This window comes from Vibrio sp. Vb0349, from assembly GCF_033338975.1.
Map to the genome: position 1 here is coordinate 29,833 of NZ_JAWOTS010000009.1, position 14,153 is coordinate 43,985.

A 14,153-nucleotide genomic window follows, 5' to 3' on the forward strand; every position below is an offset into this window, starting at 1 on the left:
TTATGAAAAAATTACTGTGTCTTTTCTTGGTATTTGGTGCTCTGGCTGGCTGTTCATCAACCGATGATAATCAGCGACAACTTGAGCTTATGGCATCAAACCGAGCAGGAGTTTTGTCTGCGGGCCTCCCTTTAGAGTACGGTCCACTGCAAATAATGCGTGTCTCATCCAACAAAAATGTTGTAGAGATGATGATGATTTATAACGATGGCGCACTCGGTGCAAAGCCGTTAAATCAAGTACTGAATACCAGTATCTATACCTATTGCAGCAACCCAGAAGTTCGCAAGCAAATTGATATGGGCTTGATGTATCGTATTAAGGTACGTAATTCTCGCGGTCAGTTGATGGCAGATGAGTTGGTTTCCGCACAGACTTGTACTCAGGTGAAGTAGCTACAGTAATTTTTGTTGCTTTCGGCATGAGACGATGATTCGCTATTATTGGATAATCTGAAAACGAAAGTTAACAATTAAGAATAGAAAAACGGAGACCACAGTCTCCGTTTTTATTTGCTGTAACGATGTGTTACGCCAGCTCAGCACGGAGCTTCTTCGCCGCTGAAACCAGATTTGCCAATGCGGCTTCTGTCTCCTTCCAGTTTCGTGTTTTCAGACCACAATCTGGGTTTACCCACAAACGTTGAGCCGGAATTTTTTCTGCCGCTTTCTTGATTAAACCTTCAATCCATTCTTCCGTAGGAATGTTTGGTGAGTGAATGTCATAAACACCAGGGCCAATTTCGTTCGGGTAATTGAACTCTTCAAATGCTTTCAGCAGCTCCATATTTGAGCGAGATGTTTCAATGGTAATGACGTCCGCATCGAGTGCCGCAACCGAATCAATGATTTCATTGAACTCGCTGTAACACATATGAGTGTGAATCTGAGTTTCTGGTTTTGCACTTGCCGCAGAGACCTTAAACGCATTTACGGCCCATTCTAAGTACGCTTTGTGATCGCGTTTTTTGAGTGGTAAACCTTCTCGAATGGCTGGCTCGTCAATTTGAATGATATTGATGCCTGCATCTTGCAGGTCAGACACCTCATCACGTAGTGCCAAAGCAAGTTGCTGCGCAATTTCTTGACGTGTGATGTCTTCACGTGGGAACGTCCAACATAAAATCGTTACTGGTCCAGTCAACATGCCTTTCATCTGTTTGCTGGTTAGCGATTGTGCGTACGTCGACCATTCAACTGTGATCGGTTTTTCACGTTCAATGTCAGCAACTACAATGGCAGGTTTCACACAGCGAGAACCATAACTCTGTACCCAACCAAATTTGGTCGTTTGAAAACCCGCCAAGTTCTCAGCGAAGTATTCCACCATGTCGTTACGCTCTGCTTCACCATGAACTAGCACATCTAGGTCGAGCGCCTCTTGACGTTTTACTGCGTCAGCAATATGTCCTTTAAGTGCTTGGATATATTCAGACTCAGATAATTGACCTGTACGATAAGCGCTGCGCTGCACCCGGATTTCACCCGTTTGAGGAAAAGAGCCGATTGTCGTTGTTGGCAACAGAGGCAAGCCCAATACTTCAGCTTGATGCGCAGCACGCTCCGCGTAAGGTGCGCTGCGCTCGGCAAGTGACGCAGTAATACTGTTTAAACGTGCTTGAACTTGTGGCTTATTCACATGCGTTGCCGTTTTACGTGCTTTGATTGGCTGGCTGTAGGTATCACAAGCGAGAATCGCATCTTGATCACCATCGAGTGCGCGGCCAAGCAAGGCGACTTCTGTTACTTTTTGTTTTGCGAACGCAAACCAGCTTTTCACTTCCTCACTGAGTTCTGTTTCCTGTTCCAGATCAACCGGGCTATGTAGAAGAGAACATGAACTGGCAACCCAAAGTTTGTCGCCCAGTTTCTCTTTGACTGGCTGTAGACGCTCGAGTTGGGCACTTAAATCCGAACGCCACACGTTACGACCATTCACAACGCCAGCAGAAAGCACCCACCCCTCCGGTAACTTGGCAACCACATCGTCAAGCTGCTGAGGGACGGCAGATAAATCGATATGCAAACCATCCACCGGTAGCTCTACAATTTTATCTAGCGTATCGCTTACGGAGTCAAAGTACGTCGTTAGCAGCACTTTTACATCGCTTCGAATCACTTGGTAGGCCAGCTTAAACGAATCAGCCCATTTGCTTTCTAGCTCCAGTGACAAAATTGGCTCATCAATCTGAACCCACTCAACACCTTGACTTGCTAGCTTTGCCAAAATAGCTTGGTAAGCAGTAAGTAAGCGTGGTAGCAGGGTTAAGCGGTCAAACCCTTCTTCGACCTCTTTACCCAAGTAAAGGTAACTGACTGGGCCAAGCAAAACAGGCTTCACTTGGTGGCCAGCTTGAAGCGCTTCGTTGACTTCTTCAAACAGTTGCGGCCAGCTCACTTCAAACGTATCGTCCTTGCTGAATTCAGGGACAATGTAATGGTAGTTTGTGTTGAACCATTTGGTCATATCCGATGCCGCAGCGCCCGCACAGCTGCAACCCGCCAGAGATTGACCGCGACCCACTTTAAACAACGTATCCAGGTTAGGGAAACCATCAGCGTGACGCTTTGGCACATGACCCAATAGCAACGTGGTCGTCAGTACATGATCGTACCAAGCGAAGTCGCCAGCGGTGGCAAAACTCAGACCAGCATCCGTTTGTGTTTGCCAGTTTTTGGCGCGTAGATCTGCCCCAACCTTTTTAAGCTCAGCTTGATCAATTTCTCCTCGCCAGTATTTCTCCTGAGCGAATTTTAATTCTCTTTTTTCACCAATGCGTGGATAACCTAGTATGTGAGTCGTTGTCGCCATGTCCCTATTCCTTTCTCAATTTTGTTCAATTTGTTTGGGTCAGAGCATCTTTCGGTAAATAATAAGATGTCTGGATGGCTAAACTATCGCTCTCATCTGATATTAGAACAACGTCCATTTATTCAACTTGTTTATTAAAAAAATTCATCATGAAGCGACATGATTCGCAAATAAAAACAACAAATAGACGTCTAGACGTTTACATATCCATTTTTTGTCGTTAAGTTATTTACACGATTGCTATTCTGTTCATAGCGAGCAACAAAGGATGAAAGGAATTCATGATAGAGCTAAAACATTTGCGGACACTCACTTCGCTTCGAGACACTGGCTCTCTAACGGCGACAGCGACCGCTTTGCATCTCACTCAGTCGGCACTGTCTCATCAGATCAAAGATTTGGAGGCGCGAATTGGAGGGCAACTGTTCCTGAGAAAGACTCGTCCGGTGAAGTTCACTTCAGAGGGAGAAATCCTATTGCGTCTTGCAGAAGATATCCTTCCGAAACTCGCAAGAGCAGAAAATGATATAGCGAGCTTGAAAGAAGACGTCAATGGCCGATTACATATGGCCATTGAATGTCACTCTTGCTTCCAATGGCTAATGCCTGCACTTAGGGAGTACCAACTTGCTTGGCCTAGCGTAACATTGGACTTTTCCTCTGGTTTTGGCTTTGAACCACTCCCAGCTTTATTGGCAGGCGAACTCGATCTTGTTATTACTTCCGATATCCAACCTCGATCTGAAGTCCACTACGAGCCTCTATTCGACTTTGAAATGCGTTTAATTACCGCAACCAACCACCCATTGGCGGAAAAAGAAATTATTGATCCGCAAGATCTCGCAGATCAAACCATGCTCTCTTATCCTGTTCAAAAACAGAGGCTAGACGTCGTAAAACACTTTCTTCAGCCAGCAGGAATAGAACCTGCGAAATGGAAGCAAGCCGACAATACTCTCATGTTAGTTCAGATGGTCTCTGCTGGATTAGGGGTGGCGGCACTACCCAATTGGGCGATTTCTGAATTTTCTCGCCAAGGTCTTATTACCAGTAAACCTTTCGGCCAAGGCTTATGGCGTCGCTTGTTTGCAGCAACGCGTCACTCAGAGAGAGAGAAGCGTTACTTACAAGCTTTTTTCGCAACCGCGAGGCTACAATGTAAAAGCCACCTTGACGGAATCAAGGTGGCTTAAAATATTTGGGTTATGAAAGGCTTAGCGTTGATATGCTTTAAATTGGTTAGTCAATGGATCGTACTGATAACCGAGCATATCAAGCTTGCCGACTACAGACTCTACATCCATCTCATACACTGATACTAACTCGTCAAAACTGTCGCACTCTAAACGTAGCTTTTCGTTGACGATACCTAGCAAAATAGTGCTGTCCAGATTACCTACATTGCTTAAATCCATCGCGACTCTCCTCTTCGACAAGGTATATAAACAAGCGTAGTAGTAATCACGCGAATTTAAAGTGAGTGCGATCTAAAACGTGATCACCTTATACCCAAGCACCAAGAAAGCACTTGGATATAAGCCGTCTAGCTTTGTCTTTAGAATAGAGGTTAAGCCGCGAGAGAGAATAAATCTTGCAGGCTCGTCATCGACGCGAGTGCTAGAAACAAGGCAACGCTCAGTTGCACCTTTTCTGGTTTCTTATGCGTAAAAATATGCCAACACCACACAATAATTGAAGAAATTAGCATAGCTAAAGACAGCAAGATTGGCTGTGTTGCAGCGTTCAGTGCAGCTTCATTTAACTGGTAAGAAGCAAACAACGTTGCGATGACTAATAGCATTCCAGACACAATGCCCGTAACTGGTAAAATACGGTGAAATGCCTGTAATCTGCTGCGAGCTATCGTAAGCAGCAATTGAGAAAATGACGCCCCAAGGAAAAATATCATTAGCGCCATCGCTATCGATGCTGGCCAGCTTGATTGCTCAAATACTTGAATACTCACATACGCAAAGGCCAAACCATTCGCTAAATGCATCGCCCATAGTGGCCCTTTTTCACGCGTTTTCTTGGTTTGAACCTGAGAATAGAAGTAGAAAATAGCAAACACGATCATAAATGCTTCAATGCGAAGTGACGCAACAGCGAGCCACAATACAGCTACTGCTGGCAACATTTTATGAAGACGTCCTCGCTGACCAGGACAAATATCGCCCTTGATTAGAAGCAAAGTCAGTAGCGCTTGTGCGCCAAATAGCATCGGAGGGAAAGTAACCAGCAATTGTTGAATCATGTTGAATGCACGCTCAAAAGTCATTTTGGGGGGCGATAATATCAAATCAACTATCGCCAAACCACCGAAAGTCGGCCCCCAAATGAGCTAAAACGGTAAGACAATTTTATTCACAGAGAAGCAAGATACTTCAACGCGTCTTCCTGCGTTAAAACTCCACGGTACTCTTCTTTGGTATTACACAATACCCAAGGGAAACGAATGCCGGTTTTCACCAACTCTCGAATAACAGAGACAGGTAAATCCTCATCAACCAACACAAATTCGGTGCTCATTATCTGATTAACAGGACGTTTCCAAATTCTGCTTTCTCGTTCAGTTTCTCGCTCTGTGCCCATCGAGGGCGTTAGGTGTAAATTCACCGTCTCTTTCGTAATTAACCCAACACAACGATTTTCATTGAGAACAACTAAAGGCAAGCTTGGATTCAAATTCATGTACTCAACTGCCAAGGAGAGCGGTTCTCCAGGGTCCATAGACCTGACTTGTTCATGGCTCAAAGATTGCAACACATCACTTTGCTTGGACTCAATCGCGATGTCAGAGAACAGATGCTCATAACTGTCCGCTTTATCCATCAAATCGACAGGCACGGCAGCAGAAAATAGAAAGCCCTGCATGTAATCGACACCGATTTCTGCCAATACTTGAAGTTCTTGCTTAGATTCCACGCCTTCAGCAACCACTTTTACATTCATTTGCTGTGCAAGCTCGGTGACCATTTTCACAATGTTATAGCTGGTGCTCCCTTTATGAATGTTCTTGATGAATTTTCGGTCTATTTTCAGTAAATCAAACTGCCCTTTTTCTAGATAAGAAAAAGAAGAATACCCAGTACCGAAGTCATCAATCGCGATCTCAATGCCCTCTTTCCGCACTTCCTCTAGAGCTCGAGTATGCTCCTCATCTTGTTCAAAATACGCGGTTTCTGTTAGCTCGATAGTTACTCGCTTAGGGTCTACACCACTGGCTTTAATCAAATCATGCGACCGCTGAAGGATCTGAAGAGAATCCAATTTCGTATTGAGGGAGCGATTGATGGTCACGCCCACTTCCTCGCCATAAATTTCTTGTAAGCGCGGAAAGTGCTTCAACGCAGCTTGGCAGACTACATCATCAAGTGCCGCTATGAGTTCTAGATCTTCAATAATAGCGATCATCTTCTGCGTACAATACGCATCATTTTCATCATAGAAGCGTGCGAGGGCCTCGAACTTAACCACTCTTCCGGTTTGAACGTCGATGATCGGTTGAAAGTAAACGTCCACTAGTCCACTCTCTATTTGCGCCTCCAAAAACGCCTCGAGATGTTGGCGCTTCACTAATTCAGAGTGAAGTTCACTGTCGTAAAAGTTGAAATAGCTGCCTTCACCGGAAATAGAGGACAACATCGCTTGCGCTGCATGTGCTAGCGCTTGTCTTGGTCGGTTCGTATCATAGCCAAGGATTGACACACCAGTTTGGCCTTTAACGATAGTGGCATGCATTTTTGTGCCCATTTCATTTCTAAGCTCATTAAAGAATCCTTTCATGGCAATTTGGATCAAACGAACCGGGCTCAACCATTGACAATGAGGGGTCTGCAAGCATACGACAAACACGTCCCGAGATAACTGCCCCGCAATACTGGTGTAGCGACTTCGCATAATAAAATCTGCAAAACCTAATTGCTGTTCAAGCAAGTATCTCTCCGAAAACTTGGGTCTGAGTGTCATAACAATGTTGAGTTCTTTATTTCTGCTTTCATTCGCTAAGGTAGCTAATTGGAGTTCAAATTCTTTCCTCGTCGGTAAAAAGGCAGCCCAATCATGCTGTTGTTCACAACGATTTTTCATCCACAACAACGAAGCAGAAATATCCGTAGAAAATCCGAGATAAAGAATTCGTCCAGAGTGAAACGTAAGTCGGTAAATACAAAGATGATGAGCTTGGTTGCTACCGTTTGCTGTTTTGCTCAGCAAGTTACCACACCAACATCCTTCATCATTAATTTGCTGCCACAGCTGATCATAAAACGCTTGGCTATGGTGAGAGGTACTGAATATATGAGTTTTAAGCCCAACCAGATCTCGGTTTTGATAGCCCATTTGTAACTCAAAGGCACGGTTACAACCTAAGATGCGCGTATCTTCATCGGCAACTAAAACGCCTACATTTGGCAAATCAAAAATCGTTTCGAGAATTTTCGCTAACTCCTCGCAACCAGTGATTGTTAATTGCGGAATGATAGTGCCTTGGATAATGCGCTTATTGAGCCTTTCAAAACTAATAGTAACGTGCACTAAGTTAACGTTTTTTAGCATCATGCAACAAGAAAACCGCCCCCGTCCGCCAAAGAGTTCCACTTCTAGAATTCGTTGTTTTAGCGTTTCTTGTTGCCCCATCAGCATATGATCAAACAAGTTATTTAGGCTAGTTACTGGCGTACTTATCCCAAATGCCTTTGCCATTCCTTGCTGATCACATTCGAACTCGCGAGTATCAATATCGTAAGACCACTCTATAACAGGAGTTAGACTGGAAGTCGTTTGCATTTTTGGATGCACTGTTGTCGTAGATTCACTCATACCCTAGCCCCTTTTTTTGTAATTAGCCCAAGGCTCAAAATTCACAGTCAATTCGCGACATTCCAGTTGGGACCTGCCGATCCTCTTTATAGATGGATTGTGTCAACGATAAGCCTATCGACTTAGAACTATTTCCAGAGCAGCTCAGCCTTTTGCATTTAATATGCACTAATTTGATTATAGGCTTTACCCCACATAAGCACACCATTGCTTATGCTTTGTATTAAGATTGCGACATTTTTCATGAACCGATCTATAACCATGAGGCTTTCAAGGTGAAATTAGACAGAAAATCGCCGATAGAGCATTGATATTTTTACAAACCAAATAAAACTCGATGAACTAAGCTTGAATAGATGAGTTTGTTATAGATACCTGATAATCAAATCGCTATAATTCGCGCTCCCTGGAACAGAGAGCAAAATATGACCAATAACATCACTCCTATTCATGAGTACAAAAAATACTGGGCAGAGTGTTTTGGTACGGCACCTTTCTTGCCGACCAGTCGCAAAGAAATGGATGCCCTAGGATGGGATAGCTGTGACATTATCATTGTAACCGGTGACGCTTATGTGGATCACCCAAGCTTTGGTATGGCTATCATTGGCCGCCTGCTAGAAGCACAAGGTTTCCGTGTCGGTATCATTGCTCAACCAGAATGGCAAAATAAAGATGCGTTCATGCAACTTGGTAAGCCAAATCTGTTCTTCGGGATCACTGCGGGTAACATGGACTCCATGATCAACCGTTACACAGCGGATAAAAAGCTTCGTCACGATGACGCGTACACACCAAATAACGAAGGTGGTAAACGCCCAGACCGCGCAACGTTGGTATACTCTCAACGTTGTCGTGAGGCTTACAAAGAAGTACCTATTGTTTTAGGTGGTATCGAAGCCAGCCTACGCCGTGTGGCACACTACGATTACTGGTCAGATAAAGTTCGTCGTTCAGTACTGTTTGATGCAAAAGCAGACATCCTACTTTTTGGTAACGCAGAGCGCGCACTTGTCGAAGTAGCACATCGCATCGCAAACGGCGAAGATATCAGCACCATGACCAATATTCGTGGTACTGCCGTGAACTTGCCAGCGGCGCCAGAAGGCTACACGGTTATTGATTCTTCTCGCATTGAAAAACCTCGTAAAGAAGCGTTCGTACCAAAGAACCCATACGAAGTAGAAACTCAGTGTGAAACTAAAAAAGACGAGCCAGTTGCACAACCAATCACGATTCGCCCATCACGCCACGATGCTGCGACGACTGCGGTCCGTTTACCTTCGTTTGAAAAGCTAAGAAACGATCGCATTCTTTATGCACATGCAAGCCGTGTATTGCATTTAGAAACGAACCCGTACTCTGGTCGAGCGTTACTTCAAAGCCATGGTGATCGTGAACTTTGGGTAAACCAAGCTCCAATTCCATTGACGACCGAAGAGATGGACTTTGTGTTTGGCCTGCCTTACGCGCGTGTTCCTCATCCTATGTACGGCAAAGCAAAAATTCCTGCGTACGACATGATCAAGACGTCTGTGAACATCATGCGTGGTTGCTTTGGTGGCTGTTCTTTCTGTTCGATTACCGAGCATGAAGGTCGAATCATTCAAAACCGCTCGAAAGAATCTATCATCAACGAGATTGAAGAAATTCGCGACAAAGTTCCGGGCTTTACTGGCACAATTTCCGATCTTGGTGGCCCGACCGCAAACATGTACCGCCTGGGCTGTAAAGATCCAAAAGCGGAAGCGAACTGTCGTCGTCCTTCTTGTGTATTCCCGGGCATCTGTAACAAGCTAAACACAGACCACAAACACACGATCGATTTATACCGCGAAGCGCGTAAAGTTGAAGGCGTGAAGAAAGTGATGGTTGCATCTGGCGTACGTTACGACCTTGCGATTGAATCACCAGAATACGTGAAAGAGCTCGTGACTCACCACGTGGGCGGTTACTTGAAGATTGCACCGGAACATACAGAGAAAGGTCCTCTTGATCTAATGATGAAGCCAGGCATGGGTACATACGATCGCTTTAAAGAGATGTTCGAGAAATACAGTGCAGAAGCAGGCAAGAAGCAGTACTTAATCCCTTATTTTATCTCTGCGCACCCAGGCACAGAAGACGAAGACATGCTGAACCTTGCTCTGTGGCTGAAAAAGAACAACTTCGAATGTGACCAAGTACAAAACTTCTACCCTTCGCCAATGTGTAACGCAACGTCGATGTACTACTCAGAGACAAACCCTCTGAAACGCGTGAAGTACAAAAAACGTGAAGATGTACCTGTAGCAAAAGGTGAACGTCAACGTCGCCTGCATAAAGCGCTGTTGCGTTATCACGATCCAGCAAACTGGCCAATGATCCGCGAAGCCCTAGTCAGTATGGGTAAAAAACATTTGATTGGTGACAAACAAGGCTGTCTCGTTCCTGCAGAAGACATTGAAGCACAAACACCTGCGCAACGTCGTAAATCTGGTCGTCACGGGGCAAACCGCTTTGCAACCAAACATACCAAAAACCAACCAGGCTTCGGTGGTCATTTGAACAAACGCTCTGAAGGCGGTTCAAAAGATGGTAAACCATCTGGTAACCGTAACGGTTCTGGCAAAGCTACAGGTGGTCAACGCCCTGCAAGCAACGGCCAACGTCCTAGCGGCAACGGTGCAAACCGCCCGGCAGGTAGCAAGCCGCAAGGCCAAAGTCGCCCACAAGGACAAGGCAAACCAGCTGGTCAACGTAAACCAAAGCGTCGCTAATTATTTAGAGCTTAAATACTAGAAAGGGCTCCAGAGTTAACTCTGGAGCCCTTTTGTTTTGTCGGCTCATTGAGGCATCACTAATAACTCAAACTTTGATTCAATCAATACAAAAAATGGTAAACACCAAACAACTTATTGGAAAAACAAACAATTATTTGATTGAAGCAAAACCATAAAAATCTAACTCATTGATTTTTAATTGCTTTATTTTGGTGCGATATTTGCGTAATAGAATAAAACTCTTAAACATGGGCTAACGATGAATAATCCACTTCCCCCAAAAACTTCTATGTTCTGGTATGACAACAGCTATACCTATGAGGAGGCCGTTCAGGCATTTGAAAGCGATGGTACACTGAAATCGCTGAATATCGTTCCAACCACGGAATCCGATGATCTTGCTGGCTCACCCCCAGAGCGCAGTATGTTTTGGGAGGGAGAAACAAAAAAAATCGATCCGCCACCGCCGTCTGAACCAGAGCCTCTAAATTTAAAAACTGAGAAAGAAGCAACGGAAGCATCACCTGCGCACTTTATCCCAGTCCGCTATGCCATCGATCAGCTAGAAACAGAAGAGACACAACCTTTTGGTTTGCCTGAAGAATGGAAAGGCCAAGGCCCAGCCAAACTCAATACCGTTGGTTACACCCTGCGTCAACTGCGCGACGGTTGGCTGTATGTCTATGATGCAATCAACAAAAGCTTAGACGAATACGAAATCAAAGGAACGCAATTCACGCTCTATAAGTTGGGAGAATCAGAAAGCCCAAAATCAGAGCAGCGTGGGACACCACAAGATGCAAAGCCCTTCCTTACTTACGTCAACGGAAGCGTACTATCGATTTGCTTCTCTGAGCACCGGTGGACATGGCACACGTTCATGCGCGTACTTAACAATCCGAGTAATCATATCGATCGCATGCAAACCATTGTTCTGTCCTCAAACGAGAATCAGCACAACATTGCACCAATAGATAAGTTAACCCAAGTCGCTGATATTGAATCTTCTGCCGTCGATGATGGTCGCTTTGCGGATTCTGGCATCGCCACCAAAGCAGATGAAGATGGTTCTGTCTTTAAACCTGTAGCAGTCGAAAGCGATTTAACCTCTGCGATTCCAGAAGAAGAATCAGGCTACTTCGTCGCGATAAAAGATTACGCCGCAGACATTCAAGATATGTCACTCCATTTTGTTGGTGCCGCAAGCCCTTACCGCCTTTTCACTGACCAGTTTTCAAACCAGTGGAACTTGATGCAGACCGCCATGCAACTGTGTATGTTTGGAGCAAGTGACGAGATAGACATGCCAGCTAGCGTTAAGCGTAACGGCGAAGAGCTGTCGTTTTATACCGACATGGCTGACTATTATGACTCCTCTCACCAACTTAATTTGGCAGAGCAGAACAAAAGCTCAGTTCAGTCCGGCTATCCTGCTAAATTTTCCGCTGGAGCGATTGAATCACACCAACATACCCAAAGTGACATTGCTAAAACGATACAGGACAAATATCGAATTTCTGCGAGCCGTTTTGGTAAATACGAACAATGGATAGCGACTGAACGCTGGCGTCAGCAGCTCAACTGGAAGCAAATGCTGAGCGAGATGCAAGAGCTGTCAGAACAAAAAGAAACCATGCTAGCCCAAGTGGTTTCGGTCAAACGCGACTTTATCGCAGTAATGGAGTCCTTAACGCCGCATCATCTCGAAAGAACCTTCGACCTATACAGCGAAGACACGCAGTACAGCTTGTATCAACTACACAAGCAAGCGGTTGAGTCATTTACTTTGGTGATACAAGAAGAAGACCGCCAATGGGCTGAAAGCCAATGGGAGAAACCAACCAGTTTACTTGCTCTCTATGCCTCTGGGTTTAGTCGTAGTTTATTTAAAGTGATGGAGAAGAATATTACAGAGGCGCTTGATGAACAGTCGATCGTCTCAGAAAATCCTGATCCTGATAATCAGTTGATGGACCAGATATCTGATACCAGCAACCGCGTGAATATGTACTCTAAGATCATGGACTTTGTTTCCAACCCAAACACTGCGGAAACAGCCTTTCTCAAAGATATCGCCAAAGGTTTCCAAGAGCTGGATATTATTTTTAAATCTGCAATAGGTGCGCTTGCAAAAGGCGTTGTAGAGTTTGGTGTTAGCATGACCTCACAAGTATCAATTTCGCTGATGCCTGTTTTCGCTAAACCTCTGAACCGTCATAGCTATTATTTATTTGCCGTTATTGCAGAACATATGGCACACAATATGCCCGTAACAATAAAAGAAGGTTACGCTCACGATTTTAAAAAATGGAAAACACGCGTAAATGATTATCTGATTAAGCTCGAAAAAAACGATGCAATCATTGCTGACTTCCAGAAAAATAACCGCAAAGCTGACTCTAAATACACAACAGCTTTAAAAAATAAAAAGACTATTAAGAAGGCTCTCGCTGTAGCTACATTGGAGTACCCGCAGTACATTGAGTTACCTGATGATCTACCTCAAAGAACCATCGAGCTTAGAACGCGGATCGTGATGAATAAGCTCAATGATTTGAATAAACTGTTCGAGAATGCCGGTGGTCTAGGCTTTCTGGCATTAGTATTTAACTGCATCGCGCTTGGTGATGCCATGAGCAGTATCCAAGACACAGGGTTAACATCCTCAGATGAATTTTTGGATATCCAACAAAAGCTTTTTTATACAGCTAACGCTTGGACGGGGATTCGTACGGGTAAATTATGGGAGAATGTGAAGGGTGATCCCAAATTAAGAGCTCATTCATACAAAGTCTTAAAAGAGTTAGTGAATCAAAATGTCGAAGGTTTTGAAAACTTGATCCTTGATGACTTAAAGGTATTCCATAAATGGCTCGCAATCACAGGGGCTTTAGGAGCGCTAGCTTCAGGTATTGAGGCTTACCGTTCTTGGCAGAGTATCGATAACGTTTATGGCCTCGAAAGCAAATTATATTTAGCAAATACCGTAACACTTGGTTTAACTGGTGCGATTGGTGCGTTTCAGTTCTTAGGAGCCTCTACTGGTACTTTTTCGACTAACTTGCTTTTTGGTGGCCCGGTAACGGCAGCTTTAGTTATTCTTACAGTTACATACTTAGCCATCAATTATAAGTTGAATAAACTGAAACAAGATGATTTCCAAAAATGGTTAGATAAACTGCCTTGGGGTTATCACCCAGCTCGCACTCAGTGGAGCCAATCTTCGAGCTTGCCCGAGAGAGAGAAGCATAATTCAGCATTGGTGCAGCAAGCGCTGTTTGACTTACAATCTATTATTCAACAGCCTACGGTATACCATCAACCTGTTGAAAAAATACAGGCCTACCCAGGTTACACACATCGTGAGTTAATCGGTTTGGAAGTGCATATTCAACTGCCACGGCGCGCTGCAACGAATGGTATTACATTGAGTACCAACACCAAGGCAACAAAAGATGATTTGATGTCAGGCTCGTGGCATCAAAACGCAGATTTAGTCACGCTACAAACTCAAGACCAAACTAGCGCCGAATTGGTTGTGTACAAGGTAACATTGCCAATTAAAGAAGCAGACCATTACCTTGCCATGCAAGTGGAGTACGATGCAGAAGATGATGCGCCATCAAAGCGTGAGTATTGGTTCCAAAATAGCGTAAAACAGAGTGCAACTTATCGCTTGATTTCAGACAATACCAAACAAAACATCATTAAAAAATCACTTACCCCCGCTGTTGGCACATTAGGTTTTAAGGAGTAACC

At 44.4% G+C, this 14,153-nt stretch carries 8 protein-coding genes; 4 read left to right on the plus strand and 4 right to left on the minus strand.

Annotation, left to right across the window (positions count from 1 at the left end; translation table 11 throughout):
• Positions 1–2: 2 nt before the first annotated feature.
• Positions 3–395, plus strand: coding sequence for a GspS/AspS pilotin family protein (locus R7Q47_RS12225; protein ID WP_005386726.1), 393 nt, complete (start codon positions 3–5; stop codon positions 393–395).
• Between the two features lie 133 nt (positions 396–528).
• Here R7Q47_RS12225 and metE read toward each other — a convergent pair whose 3' ends face one another.
• Complete coding sequence (gene metE, locus R7Q47_RS12230) at positions 529–2,811, minus strand: 5-methyltetrahydropteroyltriglutamate--homocysteine S-methyltransferase (RefSeq protein WP_248486833.1); 2,283 nt, start codon at positions 2,809–2,811, stop codon at positions 529–531.
• 281 nt (positions 2,812–3,092) lie between these two features.
• Here metE and R7Q47_RS12235 point away from each other — a divergent pair, with 281 nt between their 5' ends.
• The gene (locus tag R7Q47_RS12235; protein ID WP_248486835.1) at positions 3,093–4,004 is read left to right on the plus strand and encodes a LysR substrate-binding domain-containing protein; all 912 of its coding nucleotides are present in this window, start codon (positions 3,093–3,095) and stop codon (positions 4,002–4,004) included.
• A gap of 21 nt (positions 4,005–4,025) precedes the next feature.
• Here the strand turns inward: R7Q47_RS12235 and R7Q47_RS12240 are convergent, their stop codons facing one another.
• The 3 genes from R7Q47_RS12240 to R7Q47_RS12250 all read right to left on the minus strand — a co-directional run bounded on the left by R7Q47_RS12240 (position 4,026) and on the right by R7Q47_RS12250 (position 7,632).
• A complete protein-coding gene (locus R7Q47_RS12240; protein WP_005376762.1) occupies positions 4,026–4,226 on the minus strand; it encodes a DUF4250 domain-containing protein in 201 nt (66 codons plus the stop codon).
• A 152-nt stretch (positions 4,227–4,378) separates the two neighbouring features.
• Positions 4,379–5,089, minus strand: a complete 711-nt coding sequence (locus R7Q47_RS12245) for a hypothetical protein (RefSeq protein WP_195723078.1) — start codon at positions 5,087–5,089, stop codon at positions 4,379–4,381.
• An 86-nt stretch (positions 5,090–5,175) separates the two neighbouring features.
• Positions 5,176–7,632, minus strand: coding sequence for an EAL domain-containing protein (locus R7Q47_RS12250; protein ID WP_042522833.1), 2,457 nt, complete (start codon positions 7,630–7,632; stop codon positions 5,176–5,178).
• Positions 7,633–8,057: 425 nt separating this feature from the next.
• Here R7Q47_RS12250 and R7Q47_RS12255 point away from each other — a divergent pair, with 425 nt between their 5' ends.
• Together R7Q47_RS12255 and R7Q47_RS12260 are read left to right on the plus strand one after the other, a co-directional pair.
• A complete protein-coding gene (locus R7Q47_RS12255) occupies positions 8,058–10,391 on the plus strand; it encodes a YgiQ family radical SAM protein (RefSeq protein ID WP_248486837.1) in 2,334 nt (777 codons plus the stop codon).
• Positions 10,392–10,653: 262 nt separating this feature from the next.
• On the plus strand, positions 10,654–14,151 hold the full coding sequence (locus tag R7Q47_RS12260) for a T6SS effector BTH_I2691 family protein (RefSeq protein WP_318089068.1): 3,498 nt from the start codon (positions 10,654–10,656) through the stop codon (positions 14,149–14,151).
• The last annotated feature ends 2 nt before the right edge of the window (positions 14,152–14,153 follow it).

Excerpts from the sequence above, each read along its gene's own strand:
- R7Q47_RS12245 (WP_195723078.1), bottom strand. The coding sequence starts at position 5,089 with ATGACTTTTGAGCGTGCATTCAACATGATTCAACAATTGCTGGTTACT.
- R7Q47_RS12255 (WP_248486837.1), top strand. The coding sequence starts at position 8,058 with ATGACCAATAACATCACTCCTATTCATGAGTACAAAAAATACTGGGCA.
- R7Q47_RS12225 (WP_005386726.1), top strand. The coding sequence starts at position 3 with ATGAAAAAATTACTGTGTCTTTTCTTGGTATTTGGTGCTCTGGCTGGC.
- R7Q47_RS12240 (WP_005376762.1), bottom strand. The coding sequence starts at position 4,226 with ATGGATTTAAGCAATGTAGGTAATCTGGACAGCACTATTTTGCTAGGT.
- R7Q47_RS12235 (WP_248486835.1), top strand. The coding sequence starts at position 3,093 with ATGATAGAGCTAAAACATTTGCGGACACTCACTTCGCTTCGAGACACT.
- metE (WP_248486833.1), bottom strand. The coding sequence starts at position 2,811 with ATGGCGACAACGACTCACATACTAGGTTATCCACGCATTGGTGAAAAA.
- R7Q47_RS12260 (WP_318089068.1), top strand. The coding sequence starts at position 10,654 with ATGAATAATCCACTTCCCCCAAAAACTTCTATGTTCTGGTATGACAAC.
- R7Q47_RS12250 (WP_042522833.1), bottom strand. The coding sequence starts at position 7,632 with ATGAGTGAATCTACGACAACAGTGCATCCAAAAATGCAAACGACTTCC.